Consider the following 18,194-nt stretch of genomic DNA (forward strand, 5'->3'; position numbering starts at 1 on the left):
GGCGTTATGGCACAGAATGTATACCAATTTATCGACGTAAAACGGATTGATCCGCCAAAACGCACACATAAAGAAAGAACCATTGAGTTTGTGGAAATTTATCAGCCGCTCACTCCAACCCAGGCAGAAGGTCAGGCCGATCGTTGCTTAGATTGTGGTAACCCGTATTGCGAGTGGAAGTGTCCGGTTCATAACTATATTCCACAATGGCTGAAGTTAGCGAACGAAGGCAAAATTATTGAAGCGGCTGAGTTATCGCATAAAACCAACAGCTTACCTGAAGTCTGCGGTAGGGTCTGCCCGCAAGATCGGCTATGCGAGGGTGCCTGTACCCTCAACGAAGGTTTTGGTGCAGTCACTATTGGTAGTATTGAAAAATATATTACTGATAAAGCCTTTGAAATGGGCTGGCGACCTGATCTCTCTGCAGTCACCAAAACCACAAAACGTGTAGCGGTAATTGGTGCTGGCCCCGCGGGGTTAGCCTGTGCCGATGTCTTAGTGCGAAACGGTGTGACGCCGGTGGTGTTTGATCGTTATCCAGAAATCGGCGGCCTACTGACCTTTGGTATTCCACCCTTTAAACTGGAAAAAGGCGTGATGCAGCTGCGGCGGCAGATTTTTACAGAAATGGGTATCGAGTTTAGGCTGAATACCACCGTTGGCGTTGATGTGAGCTTTGACAGTCTGCTGGATGAATACGATGCGGTATTTTTGGCTTTAGGGACTTATACCCCCATGAAAGGTGGCTTAGCCAACGAAGATGCCTCAGGTGTCTATGAAGCCTTACCCTTTTTAATTGGTAACGTAAATAACCTGATGGGCTGGCAAACTGAACATCCTTTCGTGAGCTTAAAAGACAAAACCGTAGTGGTATTAGGCGGTGGTGATACCGCCATGGACTGTGTGCGGACCTCGATTCGTCAGGGCGCGACCAAAGTAAGCTGTGCCTATCGCCGTGATGAAGCCAACATGCCAGGCTCGCGTAAAGAAGTACAAAATGCCCGCGAAGAGGGAGTGGAGTTTTTATTTAACCTACAACCATTAGGTATTGAACTGAATAGCGCTGGCCAAGTATGTGGCGTTAAAGTCGTCACCACTGAGCTTGGCCCAGCAGATGCCAAAGGTCGCCGCAGTGCTGTACCAGTGGCCGGCTCTGAGCAAATTTTGCCCGCCGATGCGGTTGTGATTGCCTTTGGTTTTCAACCTAGCCCGCCGCAATGGTTAGTTGATATGGGCGTCGCCTTAGATCCTAAAGGTCGCGTGTTAGCCAGTGAAAAAAGTACCTATGCTTTACAAACAAACCAGCAAAAAATCTTTGCGGGTGGAGATATGGTATTAGGTTCTGACTTGGTGGTAACTGCTATTGCTCAAGGGCGCAAAGCTGCCGAAGGCATTTTAGATTATCTTCAGGTTTAACAATAACTTAGCGATTAACTCTCTTTATTGCCCTCGCGTTAAGAAAGCCCTATTTAAGGGCTTTCTTATTTTTAACAACAATTATTTTTGCATTTGCCGCTTGACAGCCTTCAGCAACCCAAGTAATTGTATAGGGGTAATGCGTTCGTTCACTTTCAATGAAGTAAAGATATGCTAAAAAAAGCCATCCAGCTCGGTTCATATCATTACTCGTCATACTACCTCTCGGAGTGGTTTAACGAGTAGACACGTAACAGGTTTTATCTGATCTTTCGCCTTTAACGCGCGTTAAACCGTGTTATTCGCTATTAGATACCCAGATTACCTGTTCTTCTGCTTGTTGCCAGTTAGCAACTCCAAACACATAACAATAAAGCAAAAATGAAGCTAACAGCTGCTATGGCATGTTGTCACTTTGCAGGTTTTCCTGTGGGTGTTGCCATGGGCGCTGGATAGCCCAGGGGTATTAAAAAATGACACATTACACAAAACTCTCACTGGCTGTTGCTGCAGCCTTGGCGTTCCATATGCCAGCTTACGCCCAACAAGACACAACAGATACTACAGAAGTTGAACCGGAGCGTATTACCGTTACCGGCTCCAGAATTAAAGGCGTCGATTTAGAAGGCGCCCAACCCTTAGTCGTGCTATCAGCAGAGGATATCAAAAATTCAGGTGCTGGCTCACTTTTCGATTTACTCAAAGATTTAGGCCAATTACGCGGCGGCAGTGGTACTTTTTCTACCTCTGAAAGCGGTGCAACGTCCACTGCAACACCAGCCGGTCAAGCCGCTGCCTCGTTACGTGGTTTAGGTCCAGCATCAACCTTAACCTTGATCAATGGCCGCAGAGTAGCCGCTTCCTCTTTTGCTGCAGGCACCCAGAATTTTGTCGATATCAACAGTATTCCTTTAGCGGCTATCGAACGCATCGAAATCCTCGCTACTGGCGCGTCAGCCATCTATGGGGCTGATGCGGTAGCTGGCGTAATTAACTACATTTTGAAAAAAGACTACGACAAAGCAGAACTTAACCTATCCTATGGCAATAGTACCGCCTCCAGTGATGAAGGCAGTGCTAACCTGAATTTGATCTGGGGGCAGCAGGTTGCAGGCGGGAACTTAACGTTATTTGCCGATCTATTTGATCGGCAAGACTTTAAGGCGACTGACCGCGATTTTAGCCGCAGCCCTCTGCTCGCCAGTAATTACTCTTACTTAGCCAAAGGCACTCCCAATATCTACTTCCGCTCCACCGATAGCGGAAATGAAATTGCCACGCCAGGCTGTGCTACACCACTGGTAACCACCGAATTTAATGAGCAAATTTGTGCTTACTATCCAAACGAAGATGACGTGTTACAAAGCCCACTGCAAAGTACGGCAGTAGGGCTAATGTTTAACAAAGACTTAGCTCATAACCTAAACTGGCAAACCGATTTATTCTATACGCGGACCAAATCCACAGCCGTATCTAGCCCAGCGCCAATCAATCAATTAAATGATGCTGAAGGCGCTTGGGGCCCTGAAAACGCCCTAGATGTTTTTCCAGGCACAACACGCGATAATGATTTTATCTACTTTGGCGACGAATTAATTTGGTTAGACCCGTTTACCACACCAACAGGCCAACGCTTATTTGGTTTTCAATTCGATGCCCGCTTCAATACCCCTCGCACTGTCGATATCACCACCGAAGCCTTGCGCTTAGTCTCAGGTTTATCAGGCAGTTATGGCGATTGGGATTGGGAAAGCGCCGTACTACTCTCTCGCTCAAAATCTAGTCAAGAAGCCGTTGCTGGTATTTACAACCGCTATAAATATCATGCCGCTATCGCTGGTGAACTGTGTTCAGATGGCAGTATTGCCAGCCGCGATGGCAATAACTTAAGTTGCTCTTCTGGCGCGAATTTGGTTGGCAGTTATAACCCGTTTTTACAAAACGATGCAGCTAACGAAGCACGATTAGCTTTAGCACAAGCTATACCAACCCGCGACGGGTTAAGTACGCTTTACGGTTGGGATGCACGGATCAGCGGCGATCTATTTGAGTTTAATGATAACATTGCTCGCGCTGCTTTTGGTGTAGAGCTACGCCGTGAAAAGATCACGGATGAACCTTCATTAGATGCGCAAGCACGCTTTGAAAATGACTACCTTGTTGATGTGTTTGGCTTTGGCTCGAGCTTTTCTGCCGCTAGCCGCAATCAAGCTGCCGCTTTTGCCGAAATTTATGTGCCATTAACGGCACAGATCGAGCTATTAACCGCCGGTCGCTATGATCATTACAATGATTTTGGCGGTACCTTTAATCCCAAAATTGGCTTTACGTATCGTCCTGTGGATGAATTAGTGATTCGGGCATCTTGGGCAAGCTCATTCCGCGCCCCGTCATTAACTCAAGCTGGGGTTAAATTACGTACCACCACTGCCCGTTACGATTGCTCAGCAAATGAACTGGTAAATCAATTTTATTGTGGAGGCCAAGGCGGCACGAGTAGCGTTAACGTACTGGAACTGGGTAACCCTGAGCTGGAAGCGGAAACTTCAGAATCAGTGAGCCTAGGCTTTGCTTATAGCCCCACTACTAACACCACACTGACGGTGGACTATTGGCAATTTGATCATAAAAAATTGGTCGATACTGATTTAACCGCAGCCATGGCCCGTAGTATCACCGATGTAACACAACGGCATTGTGGCTTAGTGCCAGAAGGGCAAACCGGTATTTCGCTCAACCCTAACCTTGCGGTTGGCAGAGACCGTTTTAATGTTTGTCAGATCCTAGACAGCCAAGGTCGCAATATCACGGCGGCTGATGCCAACATGCAAGAGATCCTAACCAATTGGGTAAATAGTACGCCTGCTCGCGTCGACAGCTTGCCACTACAACGCGATCACGTAATATTACTGGGTAATGTCGGTCAACAAGAGGTCAAAGGTGTTGATACCCGTCTTAGCCATACCTTTAATTTCAGCGCTGGTAAACTCGGCTTAGATCTAGACTGGACACATTATTTGTCTTTTGAACGGAACAAAGCGGGCTCAGATGAAATCGAGTCTTTAGTGGGGACCTATCGCTACCCACGGAATATCGCCAATCTAAGACTGTCTTGGCATACCGATAATTTTAGTACTGGACTGAGCGCCAACTATACATCAGCTTATGCGGATGATATTAGCCGGTTACGTCGCAGAAACTTAGATGAAATGGCTGCGCTTGGCGTGTTAGATGAAAACGGTGAGCGTGATGTATCGTCATGGACAACACTGCGAAGCTATGTCTCTTATGACTTTGCTAAAGCGAGCATCAATTTTAGTATTGATAACCTGCTAGATCGAGACCCTCCTAAAGTATACGGAGCCAACCGCGGCTTTGATTCCATTAATCATAACGCCATGGGCAGAAACTATCGCCTATCCTTTAGTTACTTCTTCTAAGCACCTGGCTGCCGGTTCACACCGGCAGCCTAACTGACAGGTTAACGTTATGACTGAACCAAACAAACAACCGGCCAGTATGCCGGATGCCTTTGTCATCCTATTTTTTGTGATGATTTTGGCTGCCCTAGCCTCACATTTAGTCCCTGCTGGCAGCTTTGCTTTAACCGAAACGGTAGCAGAAAGCGCAGGTGCTGCAAAAACCAAAGGTAAACTCGATCCTGCTAGTTTTCAGTTTGCCAACGAAGATCACACAGGTGTGCCGCTGTTTGCTGAAGGGGGTGGCATAGGCTTTTTTAATTATGCGTTTGAAGGCATGGTGTCAGGCAATAAATGGGGATCGGCCGTTGGTGTCGTCGCCTTTATTCTGCTTACTGGCGGCGCCTTTGGTATCATTATGAAAACGGGTGCTATCCATAATGGTATTTTGGCATTAATAGATAAAACCAAAAACTCTGAGTTCTTGTTTATTCCCCTACTCTTTGGCTTATTTTCCTTAGGCGGTGCCGTCTTTGGTATGGGTGAAGAAGCGATCGCTTTTTGTATTATTCTACTGCCACTGATGCTGGCACTGGGTTATGATGCTATTACCACGGTGCTGGTGACTTATGTGGCAACGCAAATTGGTTTTGCTACCTCTTGGATGAACCCCTTTAATGTCTCCATTGCACAGGGTATTGCCAACATCCCATTGTTATCAGGCCAAGATTTCCGCATAGCGATGTGGCTAGTGTTTACCCTGTTTGGCATGATTTACACCCTGCGCTATGCCGCCAAAATAAAGGCTTCGCCACAAAGCTCTCTAAGCTATAACACAGATCAACGTTTACGCCAGCAGCAAAGCGCAACGGTGCGTAATGAATACAATGCGTTAGATAGCGTGATTTTAACCGTCTTTTTCTTGGGACTGTTCTGGATCATCTGGGGGGTGACTCAGCGCGAGTACTACATACCGGAAATTGCCAGCCAATTTTTTACCATTGGTGTAGTTATTGCCGCTATCGCGGTGATCGGCAAACGTTTTACGGTTAATGACGCGGCAGAGGGCTTTAAACAAGGTGCAGCTGAATTATTACCCGCAGCCCTGATTGTCGGTATGGCAAAAGGCATCGTCTTGATCTTAGGAGGTGATAATCCAGAGTCACCCTCGGTCTTGAATACTTTATTATTTTATTCTGGACAGGCACTTGGCGATTTACCCGCTTGGCTATCTGCTTGGTTAATGCTGGTTATGCAATCGATTTTTAATTTTTTTGTCGCCTCGGGATCAGGTCAGGCCGCATTGACAATGCCATTAATAGCGCCACTTTCCGACATGCTGGGGTTATCGAGGCAAATTGCGGTACTGGCTTTTCAGCTTGGCGATGGCCTGACCAACTGTATCATTCCAACATCTGCTGCGCTGATTGGCTGCTTAGGCGTGGTAAGAGTTGATTGGACAGTTTGGTTAAAATTTGTTTGGAAACTCCAGCTTTGCTTATTTGCCTTAGCCAGCGCCTTTATGCTGCTTGCTGTAGCAATCAATTATCAATAACGAGGTTATTTTGGAACAGATAATCCTGATTAAAGGGGCCAATGTGTTCGCCCCTAACACGCTAGGAATCAAAGATGTGTTAATTGCAGGCTGCCGTATTGCTGCCATTAGCGACAACTTAGTACTTAACAATACCAACTTACCTATCACCGTACTAGACGGTAGTGACAAGCTTTTAGTCCCAGGCTTTGTAGATTCGTTAGTACATTATATTGGCGGTGGCGGCGAAGGTGGATTCGCTACACGAACGCCAGAAATGCAATTGACTGATGCCACCCTAGCGGGTGTTACTACCGCTATTGGTGTTCTGGGAACCGATGCTACAACCCGCACCTTAACCAATTTACTCGCCAAGGCACATGCCTTGGAAACAGAAGGGATCAGTACATATTGCCATACCGGCTCTTATGAAATTCCTTGTCGTACCCTCACTGGCAATATTACCGACGATTTGATCTTAATAGATAAAATCATCGGTGTTGGGGAAATCGCCATCAGCGATCACCGTTCATCCCAGCCTACTATTGCAGAGATCCGTAAAGTGGCCGCGGCAGCTCGCGTTGGCGGCATGCTTGCGGGTAAAGGCGGCATTGTCAGTGTCCATGTTGGCAGTGGTGCCAGCTTACTGCAGCCTTTATTTGACGCAGTGAACGGCAGTGAGCTTACGCTAAAGCAGTTTTATCCTACGCATATCAATCGCAACGAAGCCTTATTTCAAGCAGGTTTAGACTTTGCCCGAGCGGGTGGTGTAATTGATTTCACGACCAGTACAACTGACTATGATATTCAACATGGCGAAGTCGCCGCTGCGGTCGCGCTCAGTCGCGCTTTGCAAGCAGGGATATCTCCGATGCAACTTACTATGAGTTCAGATGGTAACGCCAGCCTGCCCGTATACAATGTGCAAGGTGAGTTAATAGGTTTAGAAGTAGGTAAAGTCAGTAGTTTGTTAGCTGCGCTGCAAACTGCGGTGTTAGATTTAAATGTAAATTTTGCTGATGCCCTAACAAGTATCACTGCAGCACCCGCACAGGTTTTAGGATTAAAGCACAAAGGCCAGCTTACAGTTGGTAAGGATGCTGATATGCTATTGCTTAATCGCCAGGATTTATCATTACACACCGTGATCGCTAAAGGTAAAACCTTGGTGAGCAATGGTAAAGCGACCGTTTTTGGCACTTTTGAAAAGCCGCAGCACTGCGCAACAGGAGGTTAGATGCGTTTGTCTTGCAGTTCGTTTTTTATAACAAGTTTATTGCTTAGTCATGGTCTGTTACAGGCAGCACCAGTTAGTGTAGCAACCACGCAAGATGTTGCTGCTACAGAGACTACCACAACATTACAAGAAGCCTTGATAGCAGAGCATACACCGCTAATACCATTGGCAAAATATGATTTAATGCTAATGGGTGGAGGTATAGCGACTTGCAGTTCTATGTCGCGTCGTAGTTGTCACGAACAAGCTAACTTTAATCAACTGGCGAAAAGCAGTAATGCGTATTTACTCCATCCGACAACCTTACAGTTGTTCGAAACTGCCGAGCTATTTGTAGCGGAGCGCAAACCATTACAACAGCATTTACTGCAGCTATTTACTCGCCTAAGCCAAACTCACAACACGCTGCTTAGCGAAACCGAGCTTATTGCATTATGGCGGCAAGCCCCTGCCAGTTCGGAATTAGCCATGAACGGGGAAGCGTTATGGCAAGCACTGTCCGAGCGGGAGCTAAATAGCGTACTTGATTATTTAGAAGTCCCCACCTTGAGCCAAGATGGCAAATACCGTTTAACTGAACAGGTTGATTTAGCGCAAACAACCCATCTTGCATCAGCGGAGTTGTATCGGCAATTTGTGCAATTAGCCACAGAAAAAGCGCAAGCCAAAGGACGAACACAAGCTAAAGTACTGGTGGTCACCGCGTCATCTCGCGACCCCTTTAACGCGGTGGATTTTTATCTAGATGTGTTTCGGCAAGCGGGTGCAAAAACACAGTGGTTACCGCTAACTGCCGCCTTACAACAAGCACTCACAGAGGAAAACTGTGCCGCGTTACCGCAATATTTAGCAACCCTGCATGGTAGTTATCGGCGCGAACAAATCTACGCCGATTTGTTTAACCAAAAACTGCAACTGTGCCGCAAAGGTCACAGCGAATTAGTCAAGTTAATTGAAGATGCAGACGGTATTTTCTTTAATGGGGGTGATCAAAGCTTAACTTATCAAGCGTTACGTTATGCTGATGGCACTCCTACGCCTGAACTGGCAGCGATTTTCGCGGGGATCCAGCAACAACGTTTATTGGTCGGTGGCACCAGTGCCGGTACTGCGGTAATGAGTGGCAGCCAGCTTTACTCAGTGAGCAGCAACAGCGCTGTGCCCATGATAAGTAATGGGGACAGTTATCATGCTTTGCAATATGCTGCCAAAGCTGGGGCTGCACCTTGGCCTGGCTGTGCTAAAGAGCAACGTTGCCCTGAGGGAATAAGTGAGCGCCAGCTAACTTATACCGCAGCAGGTGGTTTAGGCTTATTCCCACTGGGTATCTTAGACACGCATTTTGCAGAACGTGGCCGTCAAGCTCGCTTATTAGTATTACAACAGGCAACACAAACTCGGTTTGGCTTTGGTGTGGATGAGGCCACCGCCCTACTCGTCGATTTAAGCTTGCAAGCGCAAGGTATAGTGCAATTGGCGGTTACAGGTGCAGCAGAAGTCTATATCAGTGAATTACAGCAAGAAAGCACACCACAACAACTTATTGCTCATACCTTTAGCTTAAGCAATGGTGATAAAGCTATCTGGCAAAATGATAAACTGAGCTTATTACCTGCACCAGACAAAACAACCTTGACCAATAATAATGCGCCTTTACAGAGTAAAAGCCCATTATTTAGTCGCGATCATTATCGCAGTTTAAGCCACTCACTCTGTCAAAGTAACTTTGCTGCCGCAACGTTAAGTGAACCACCTTATTTAATTCGTGTTAGTAATCTCGCACCTTGCTTACAAGCACCCAATGGTGGTTTCACCACAACACAACGGTTACGCATTACCACAGAGCAATAAGCCCATCGCTTTTTACTTGAAAAGTACTTTTTTATGTTAAGCCGCAGCTATGCTGCGGCCGATTTTTTTGTTTGTTGGGGTCACTAGTTCAGCTAATGCTTCTGTTCAAATCTCCAGCATGCCTAAAAACTACTTTAACACCTGAAATAAATTACTGTGCTGATCCGTCCATTGCAGCTCGGGTTTGAGTGGCCTTGGCCAAGGGCGTACCGCTTGCATAATCTCGGGTTGGGCTAAAAAACGGGCATTACGACTGAGCAACACCCACTCGGTGGCGGCAGGGTTATGCTGATCAGCCGCCGTGGGAATAAATAGCGCTGTTAGCCCAAGCGCTGTAGCGTGGTTACGCAGCACGCTGCTTAAATCTAAATAATTATTTGAGATATGCACCGCCAATACCCCATCTGGCAGCAAATGCTGCCAGTAAAGCTGCATGGCTTCTGCCGTCAGTAAATGTATGGGAATGGCATCACTACTAAAGGCATCCAGCACTAAAACATCAAAGGCGTTACCGCCCTGTGCTATTAGCTGCTCCGCCAAGACCAAACGGGCATCCCCTAGATGGATCTGCACCTCTGCGGCACTGTCCGCCACATAACTAAAATGCTGCTGCGCAGCAGCAATGACCGCAGGATTAATTTCATAAAAATGCAGCTGATCCCCAGCTCGACCATAAGCTGCCAGCGCACCCGCGCCCAGCCCGACCAACCCCAGTCGTCGAGATTGCAGTTGCTGTGGCGTTCTAGTGGGATCGGCAGGTAAAAAATGTGCTATCGCTAAGGCAACACCGGTGCCCGGACGATAATAGCTCAGAGGCGTTTGCGCGCGTTCATCTGTTAAATATTGTGCGCCATGGCTAGTGGTGCCATCAATAAGCTGACGCTGCCATTCACCCGCAATCGATACATCTCGCACCGTTAAACTGCCATAGAAATTGCGACTTTTCGCCACATCATGCTGACCCAAAGCCAACTCGGCGAGGATAAAGCAGCCAATAAATAGCACGCCGCCAATGGTTGCCAGCGCATTTTGCCATAAAGGCTGTTGCCGCCAGTTTGACAACGCGACCAACCAAAGAATGGCCAACAAAACCAGCGGAAACTCCCAATAAGTGGTAAACAGCAGCGGTGCCACTAAATTGACTAGAACGCCAGCCAAGACGCCGCCCAAAGCCAACACTAAGTAAAACGCCGTTAAGGCACCATGCCGCGGTTTACTGCGAGCTAATTCACCATGACACAGCATACAGCCACTAAACAGCAGCACTAAATACAGCAGCAGCTGCGAAAACAAGTCAAACTGCCGCCCCAAATAATAAAGCACCAGAGCCATCACCAAACTAATGGCAAATAAATACAGCCAGATACTGCGCTGGTACCAGCTATCGCGATTGAACACCAAGGTAAAACTGAGCAAATACAAAGCCAAAGGTACTATCCATAAAAACGGCACCGGCGGCACATTTTGCGTAAGCTGCTGTGTAACCGAAAGCAATAACACCACACCGGCAGCCGATAACCCTAGCCAGCGTAACCAAGGCTGCCCTTGCACAGTCAATGCCTCTACCGGTACTTTAATTAATGGGCTAGCGCCCTTGTTGGCCACTAGCTGCCATAACAGCAACCATAAGCCCAGTACAAACAGGCTAAAGCCCAGAGCCCAATATCCGCGCTGTTCAGCTAATACCAAGTAAGGCTCCAGCCCAAAGGGATAAAGCAATAAACCGGCAAAAGAGCCTAAATTGGATAAGGCATACAAACGATACGCCGAACGCAGCGGAAATTTTGCGGCAAACCAATATTGTAATAAAGGCCCAGTAGCCGATAACACAAAATACGGTAGCGCGATAGTGAGCGCTAACACGCCTAAAATGCCGACTAAAGGAGAAGTACTAGCCGTTGCGAACTCCGGCTGTAACAACCAAGGCAAGGCCCCTAACGCAAGCAGCAATAAGAAAGCATGCAGCAGCACTTGCTGACGGATGGCACAAAACCGCGTTAACAGATGGGCATAGGCATAACCGGCTAACAGTAGCGTTTGAAAAAACAGTAAACAGGCGGCCCAAACCTGCGCCCCACCACCAAAATAGGGCAGCAACATGCGAGCTAACATCGGCTGCACTAAAAATAACAATGCAGCACTTAAAAACACCACCACAGGAAATAATAGCAACGCAAAGCTCCGGCGCAGAAAAAACGCTAAGCCTATACAATGACAACTGCCAGAGCAAGCTTGAGCCTCATTGAATTAACGAGAGTGCACAGAAAGGTTTTAGAAGATTTAATAATTTGCTTTATACGAGGATTGCTAAAACGCTATCTTAAACCAAAAAATACGCTTTAATAGATTAAGCACATTCAAAATGGGGGGATTGGCGTGGATAGAAGGTATTTTATAAAACTTTTAACCTTACTCTCGCTAAGTCACGCTGCTATATCCTGCAGTAGAACCGACGCTAGCAATACTCGCGTTATTGTTATCGGCGCGGGATTAGCCGGCCTCGCGGCGGCAAAGCAGCTACAAACTGCTGGTTATCAGGTGCAGGTATTAGAAGCCAGGGATCGTATTGGTGGTAGGATCTGGACCAGTCGGCAATGGCCAGATGCACCATTAGATTTAGGCGCGAGTTGGATTCACGGTAAAGAGCATAATCCGCTTACCGCACTTGCTAACGAAATTAATACGCCTTTGCTAACCACTTCAACCGCTAACAGCCAGATATACCATACCGATGGCACAGCATTAACCAACAAAGCGCTTGAAAGTCTGCAGAAACTTGAGCTACGACTGACGGAGTTAATAGCACTGGCGCAAGATTTACCGAGTGATCAGTCGATTACCTCCGCGGTAAAGGCCCTATACCAAGACATCGCCCAGGATAAGCAACTAACCAATATGCTTAATTTTTTACTAAATGCCCGCATTGAACAAGAATATGCCGGAGCCTTAGCACAAACGTCTGCCCATTGGTTCGATGCAGCCGAAACCTTTGGCAATACTGATGTACTATTCAAACACGGTTTTGACACCCTAACGCAAGCTTTGGCTGCTGACTTAGATATGCATTTAAATCAAAAAGTTATATCTATTGATGCTAGCGCTAAACAGGTGCTGGTGCATACAACACGTGGCACTTTTCAAGCCGATAAAGTGATTATTACGTTGCCTTTAGGCGTATTAAAACAGCAAGCAGTTAACTTTATTCCACCGCTACCTGCAGAAAAACAACAAGCTATTGATGTGCTCGGAGTGGGGACGCTCAATAAATGTTACCTGCGCTTTGCTCAAGCGTTTTGGCCTAAAGATGTTGATTGGCTTGAATACATACCAACCAACCATGGTAAGTGGGCACAATGGGTCAGTTTTCAACACGCAGCAGGTTTACCTATTTTGCTGGGCTTTAATGCTGCCGATCAGGGTAGCCAATTAGAAACTTTAACCGATAGCGAAATAGTGGCTGAAGCCATGCAAACGCTACGGCAGATTTTTGGCACGCAGATCCCTGAACCACAGGACTACATCATTACCCGCTGGGCATCCGATCCTTTTGCATTGGGTGCTTATTCCTTCAATACCGTGGGCAGTAAGCCAGAACATAGAAGCGTATTAGCTGACAGTATAAATCAAAAAGTGTATTTTGCTGGCGAAGCTACGAGCAGCAACTATTTTGGCACCGCCCACGGCGCATATTTAAGTGGTTTAACTGCTGCAAACAACATAATGAATGGTTAAATCTCAAAGGTAACTCTACCTTGATGAATAAGTTATCATTATGAAAAATATATCTTTTTTGATAAGATTATTGGCGCTAACCAACAATTCAGTATGTTAGGTAGTTTTTGTTAAGTAACTCATCCATGTTTAGTCGATCTTTTTCTGCTTTAACTTTGCGGTTGTCAGTGCATGGTGCCTTTCACACGCTATAAAAATAATAATCGGGAGCTGTTAATGTTACGCAATCTAAAAGTAGTTTTCTTAGCGACTACGATAATGATACTTACTAGTTGTGGTAGTGGTTCTAGCAATGACGATTCTCCCTCTCAAGCGCTTAACCGTGCACCGGTTATAGTCGGAGTTGCTCCTGTCGTGGTTGAAGAGCAATTTTTCCAATTTAAACCAACGGTATCAGATCCAGATCATGATCAACTTACTTTTAGTATAAACAATAAACCCGCGTGGCTAAATTTCAATACAGTGACCGGAGAGCTTAGTGGTATACCTCGTGTTGGAGACGCAGCAAAATACGAAAATATTACGATTTCAGCATCCGATGGTAAACTTGCGACGCCGCTTACTTTCACTATTGAGGTAGTGCCCGCGGAAAGGGTAATTTTATCTCTAGCATCAGCAGTACATTCGGCGGCTTACATAGATACCATCGATCCGGATTTTGACTCGGTAGAGATAAGTTTTAGCTTAGGTGAGCTACCCAGTTGGGCGACTTTTGATGAGAAGAATCGAACAATTTCGGGCTTCCCAGATCAACTTGGTATCAATAAAGTGGCATTGTTGGCGAAAAGTAATAAGCACACTTGGATACTGCAAGGCGAGATCATTGTTAAAGACAGCAACCAGTATGCGCCAAGAAATTTGATTGATTTTTATAGTAAAAACTATGACGGTGCGCCCCGATTAATTAGAAATGATCTTACGGGTGCTTTATCAGGTGAAGTGCAGTTTATCCAATCGCATTCGGTTGCTCCCAATAATAATTTTAATAGAAATACCACAGATGAAACCCAATCCCGCTATATGCCCAACCTTGTCGCTCTGCGTGATGCCTTAATTCTCTTCATACCCGATGAGAATACGAATATCTCTAGCCTAAGCGCTAATCTAAAAATTCATGGCGAAGTTTTTGAAACTATTCAACTTAAACATCCAAACACCCTGCCACTAGCTGACGTAGATAATGGCAGTACCATAACATACTCGACTAAAGCTTGGTGGGGGCATATCCCTTGGCAATTTATTAAAAACGGTTTAGCGATTGATTTTATTACAGATAGTAAAACGGGATCACTTTTGGCTGAGGCGATTGAAATAGGCGAGGCTTCTCAGTTAGTGCTGAAAAGTATCCGGCTTGGTATGCTGACATCACCAGAGGATAGGTCTGGACACTTTACATTGCGAGATCCCGTATTAGCCGCTACCGATTATTTTCAAACAATCCCAACCTCTAAGTTAATCTTGGCAAGTTATGCCGACATGATTCTGGATAAAGTCATTGTCGCTACCGGACAAATTTACGATAAAAATATTGATCAATCGAGTCAAACAGAAGGTTCGGTTTATAATGGTGATATGCGTGAAAATGTCGCTAAGTCTCAGGTCAGTACCGGCATAAATCTGGCAGACTCAGGCTATACTAGTAACAATATGCGCCAGTCATATCCTCACCTGTTTAAACAAATTACCAATCATCACGCATGGGGCCAATATATTAACGGCCGCATTTTGCATGGTCTAAGTGGCGGAAATGGAATCGGGACCCTGATTGACTCCAAAGGCAACGAAGCAAGCCATGAATGGGGGCATGCCTATGGTTTGGGCCATTACCCCGGTCAACAGCTGACATCTGACGGTCGCTGGGCAGTACACCATGCTGATAGTGGCTGGGGATTTATTGCCCATCGTAAAAGATTGCGAAGCAATATCGCAACGTTAAACGCTGATGGTAGTAGAACTTATCATCGTGACGCAATGTCAGGTGGCTACTCTAATAGTCAATTTTCAAGTTACACCCACCACACCGGTTATTCAGCACGCGTCATTCAAAATAATCTCGCCTCTTTTCCCATTGCAGACGCTCAATTTGCAACGGGTTATAAAAAATGGGACTTACTCAATGGGCAATATCGAAATTTTCAAGATAACAACAATAGACCTATCCCCATCGCTACAGGTGTGGCTGTTGCAACAATCCTCGGCGGCTATGATCCTATTAGCTACAAGGCTGTCATCTATCCAGTATTTCATGGAAACTATGGTAATGTTTTTAATTTACCGGCTCCTGATCTTAATAGCGACACCGATCAATGTTGGCTAACGATTAGTAATCAAAATAACGAATCTCAAGCGATTAGTGTGGCAGCAACGCGGCACCATGCGTCATCAATTAACCAACTTCATCTTAACCTCCCTGCCGATTTCAAACCTACCTTGGCGATACTGAACTGTCGACATAATGGAATAACCACGGAGCTTACCCGCACCGCTTTCGATGGCAAGATCCCTGAATTACCTGAGTTGGCGATTGTTGGACAAGAGCACGCTTTCAATCAGCTTAAGCAACGTGAATTTTTGGAAATCGAAAATGCATTAAGTGAGCTTGCAGAGCACATTGTTGTATTACCCACTGCGCTAGCAGTTAAAGTAGCGAGTTATGATCTTTCTGAATTAACTGCTGCTCTGTCGCCAGCACAAAGTGCAAAACTGACATCCTTGTTAACCTACAACGCAGCCGCGGTCTCCACACAGATACTGCTACGCCACGCAGAGGTAGAGAATATACCCGATCAGGAAACAGCAATGCGTTTAAAGCTGCATCTAGCCAAAACAGGCCTGCTTACCGACGAAGATATACAGCCAAAAGGTGAAGAAATTTTTGGAAATAACCTATTCTTTGACGGTCGTACTGGGGAAAATACTCAAGTCGCGTTAACACTAAGGTCGAGCGTTGAGTCAATTGATAGAACAACATGGTTTCAAGATGCAGTAGGCAGGTTACATGACGCGACGCAGCCATGGCTGTGTTTAACCCAACAAGGTAATGCGCTAATGCTACGGCAATGCCAAGCAGATAATCCGAGCCAACGATGGCTCAAACACAACGATAACCCTTTGCTGATAAAGAATACAGCATCTGGGCAATGTTTAGATTTGGATCGCGCTAATACCCGGCTTATCAGCTATGCTTGCCATGGAGGCACAAACCAAAGATGGGAAGGGGTGACAGAAAATACGCAACTTTGGCTGGCACTGCTTGATGGTCAAGACATTAAACAGATTATGGCACTCCTGGTAACACCAACATAGTTTTTAAACAGGGTTACTTGAATTTGGCTGCAGGATTAATCACCGTCAATATTTGTTCTAATCCAGCGCATAGGTTAGACTTGCGCTGCGTTGTTGCTGCAACCTAAGGTTGCAGCAGTCTTATTTACCTCTAATTACGATAAAAACACAATAATAATGCGCTAAGCGCACAGCTAAGGTTTATTTATGGGAAAATTTAAAGTACCGCATACCCTCACGCTCTTATTTGGCATGATGGTGATTGCGATGATCGCGACCTGGATTGTACCTCAAGGCTTTTTTGCTACCGAAACACTTGCCAATGGCCGAGCGGTAGTGGTGCCGGGTACCTTTGCCTTGGTTGAAGAGCGTAGCTACCTAACCCCTTGGCAATTGCTAACCGCTATACCACGCGCTTTTGCTGCCGCACAAGATGTTATTTTCTTTGTGATGATTTTAGGCGGCGTGCTCGCCATTGCCCGCGCTACGGGGACAGTAGATGCGTTAATTGGCCGCTTATTAGAGCGCTTTGGTACTCGGCCACATATGCTGATTTTTATGGTGATCTTCTGCTTTGCTATGGCCTCGAGCTTTATCGGTACCGCCGGCGAGTATATTCCTTTTGTATTGATCTTGGTGGCACTGTGTAAAGCCATGCGTTTAGATGCCATGACCGCAGTAGGCATGACCGTCGCAGGTTACGGTATTGGCTATGGTATCTCAGCGGTGAATCCTTTTACCTTGTTGATCGCGCAGCAAATTGCTGATATTCCTATTTTATCTGGCTGGCCGCTACGCGCCGCGATCTTTTTACCCTTTGTACTCATTGGTTTTCATCATGTGTGGAGCTATGCCCAGAAGGTTATCGCTGATCCGAATAATTCAATGGTAAAAGATTTACCTTGCCCACTTGGTGATAAACACGCGGTAGATTACCCCAAACTGACGATTGCCCATCGTTTAATTTTGGCTAGCTTTGTCTTAACCATCGGCGTGGTTGCCTATAATATCCGGGTTAATGACTGGTATTTATATGAGCTAGGCGCCGCCTTTATTGCCTGGGGTTTGTTTGTTACGGTTATTGGCAAAGTGTCTGCAGATACGGCTGCGAAAAAGTTTATTGAAGGTGCCATGGAGCTAACCACAACGGCGATGCTGATTGGTGTCGCCCGCGGTATTTCCTTAATCTTAGAAGATGGCCAAGTACTGCACTCCTTAGTGCATGGTATGTCGTTACCACTATCTTATGTCGGTGCGGAAGCGGCCGCAGTCGGGATGTTAGTGATTCAAACGCTACTGAACTTTTTTATTCCTTCTGGCAGTGGCCAGGCTTATGTCACTATGCCATTAATGGTGCCATTGGCAGATTTACTTGAGATCCCACGTCAGGTAGCCGTTTTGGCCTATCAGTTTGGAGATGGTTTCTCTAATATGATTATTCCCACCAACGCCATTTTGATGGGGATTATTGGTATTGCCGGTATTCCTTATGGCCACTGGTTCCGCTTTTGCTTGCCACTAATGATTAAATTAATGTTGGCCGCGTCTGTGGTATTAGTATTGGCCGTGATGTTTGACTATGGCGACGATGTGCAACCGGTTGAACTTCAAGTTTCACAAAAAGCACCAGCCACAGTGGTGGTGACTAAGTAAACCTGACAACAATACTCAGCGTTGGCTTATATTAGCCCGCTGCATGAGCAAACTGGGCGCATTA

The 18,194-nt window shown here is 46.1% G+C and carries 10 protein-coding genes; 8 read left to right on the top strand and 2 right to left on the bottom strand.

Features of this window, described 5'->3' with window-relative positions; translation table 11 throughout:
• The first annotated feature begins 6 nt into the window (after positions 1-6).
• Positions 7-1,419, top strand: a complete 1,413-nt coding sequence (locus tag ACO1PK_RS03040; protein WP_423187199.1) for an FAD-dependent oxidoreductase — start codon at positions 7-9, stop codon at positions 1,417-1,419.
• Between the two features lie 49 nt (positions 1,420-1,468).
• On the opposite strand, the gene ACO1PK_RS03045 is transcribed toward ACO1PK_RS03040, so the two are convergent.
• Positions 1,469-1,636, bottom strand: coding sequence for a hypothetical protein (locus ACO1PK_RS03045; protein WP_423187200.1), 168 nt, complete (start codon positions 1,634-1,636; stop codon positions 1,469-1,471).
• Between the two features lie 256 nt (positions 1,637-1,892).
• Here ACO1PK_RS03045 and ACO1PK_RS03050 point away from each other — a divergent pair, with 256 nt between their 5' ends.
• Genes ACO1PK_RS03050 through ACO1PK_RS03065 form a run of 4 tightly spaced genes read left to right on the top strand, consistent with a single transcriptional unit; the run spans position 1,893 to position 9,460 of the window.
• Positions 1,893-4,859 (top strand): TonB-dependent receptor domain-containing protein, encoded by a 2,967-nt coding sequence (locus tag ACO1PK_RS03050; protein ID WP_423187201.1) that lies wholly within the window; start codon positions 1,893-1,895, stop codon positions 4,857-4,859.
• A 49-nt stretch (positions 4,860-4,908) separates the two neighbouring features.
• Positions 4,909-6,393 (top strand): putative basic amino acid antiporter YfcC, encoded by a 1,485-nt coding sequence (yfcC, locus tag ACO1PK_RS03055; RefSeq protein WP_423187202.1) that lies wholly within the window; start codon positions 4,909-4,911, stop codon positions 6,391-6,393.
• A gap of 10 nt (positions 6,394-6,403) precedes the next feature.
• The gene (gene iadA, locus ACO1PK_RS03060) at positions 6,404-7,609 is read left to right on the top strand and encodes a beta-aspartyl-peptidase (protein ID WP_423187203.1); all 1,206 of its coding nucleotides are present in this window, start codon (positions 6,404-6,406) and stop codon (positions 7,607-7,609) included.
• Complete coding sequence (locus ACO1PK_RS03065) at positions 7,610-9,460, top strand: cyanophycinase (protein WP_423187204.1); 1,851 nt, start codon at positions 7,610-7,612, stop codon at positions 9,458-9,460.
• A gap of 129 nt (positions 9,461-9,589) precedes the next feature.
• On the opposite strand, the gene ACO1PK_RS03070 is transcribed toward ACO1PK_RS03065, so the two are convergent.
• Positions 9,590-11,632, bottom strand: a complete 2,043-nt coding sequence (locus ACO1PK_RS03070; protein ID WP_423187205.1) for a spermidine synthase — start codon at positions 11,630-11,632, stop codon at positions 9,590-9,592.
• Between the two features lie 204 nt (positions 11,633-11,836).
• On the opposite strand from ACO1PK_RS03070, the gene ACO1PK_RS03075 reads away from it, so the two are divergent.
• From ACO1PK_RS03075 to ACO1PK_RS03085, 3 genes are all read left to right on the top strand, one after another.
• Complete coding sequence (locus ACO1PK_RS03075; protein ID WP_423187206.1) at positions 11,837-13,192, top strand: flavin monoamine oxidase family protein; 1,356 nt, start codon at positions 11,837-11,839, stop codon at positions 13,190-13,192.
• Positions 13,193-13,408: 216 nt separating this feature from the next.
• On the top strand, positions 13,409-16,498 hold the full coding sequence (locus tag ACO1PK_RS03080; protein WP_423187207.1) for a M66 family metalloprotease: 3,090 nt from the start codon (positions 13,409-13,411) through the stop codon (positions 16,496-16,498).
• 186 nt (positions 16,499-16,684) lie between these two features.
• Positions 16,685-18,130: a YfcC family protein gene (locus tag ACO1PK_RS03085; protein WP_423187208.1), complete on the top strand. Its 1,446-nt coding sequence runs from the start codon at positions 16,685-16,687 to the stop codon at positions 18,128-18,130.
• Positions 18,131-18,194 lie beyond the last annotated feature (64 nt).

This window comes from Alishewanella sp. d11 (genome assembly GCF_049390205.1).
GTDB lineage: Bacteria > Pseudomonadota > Gammaproteobacteria > Enterobacterales > Alteromonadaceae > Alishewanella.

Excerpts from the sequence above, each read along its gene's own strand:
- ACO1PK_RS03040 (WP_423187199.1), top strand. The coding sequence starts at position 7 with ATGGCACAGAATGTATACCAATTTATCGACGTAAAACGGATTGATCCG.
- ACO1PK_RS03045 (WP_423187200.1), bottom strand. The coding sequence starts at position 1,636 with ATGACGAGTAATGATATGAACCGAGCTGGATGGCTTTTTTTAGCATAT.
- ACO1PK_RS03050 (WP_423187201.1), top strand. The coding sequence starts at position 1,893 with ATGACACATTACACAAAACTCTCACTGGCTGTTGCTGCAGCCTTGGCG.
- yfcC (WP_423187202.1), top strand. The coding sequence starts at position 4,909 with ATGACTGAACCAAACAAACAACCGGCCAGTATGCCGGATGCCTTTGTC.
- ACO1PK_RS03065 (WP_423187204.1), top strand. The coding sequence starts at position 7,610 with ATGCGTTTGTCTTGCAGTTCGTTTTTTATAACAAGTTTATTGCTTAGT.
- ACO1PK_RS03080 (WP_423187207.1), top strand. The coding sequence starts at position 13,409 with ATGTTACGCAATCTAAAAGTAGTTTTCTTAGCGACTACGATAATGATA.
- ACO1PK_RS03085 (WP_423187208.1), top strand. The coding sequence starts at position 16,685 with ATGGGAAAATTTAAAGTACCGCATACCCTCACGCTCTTATTTGGCATG.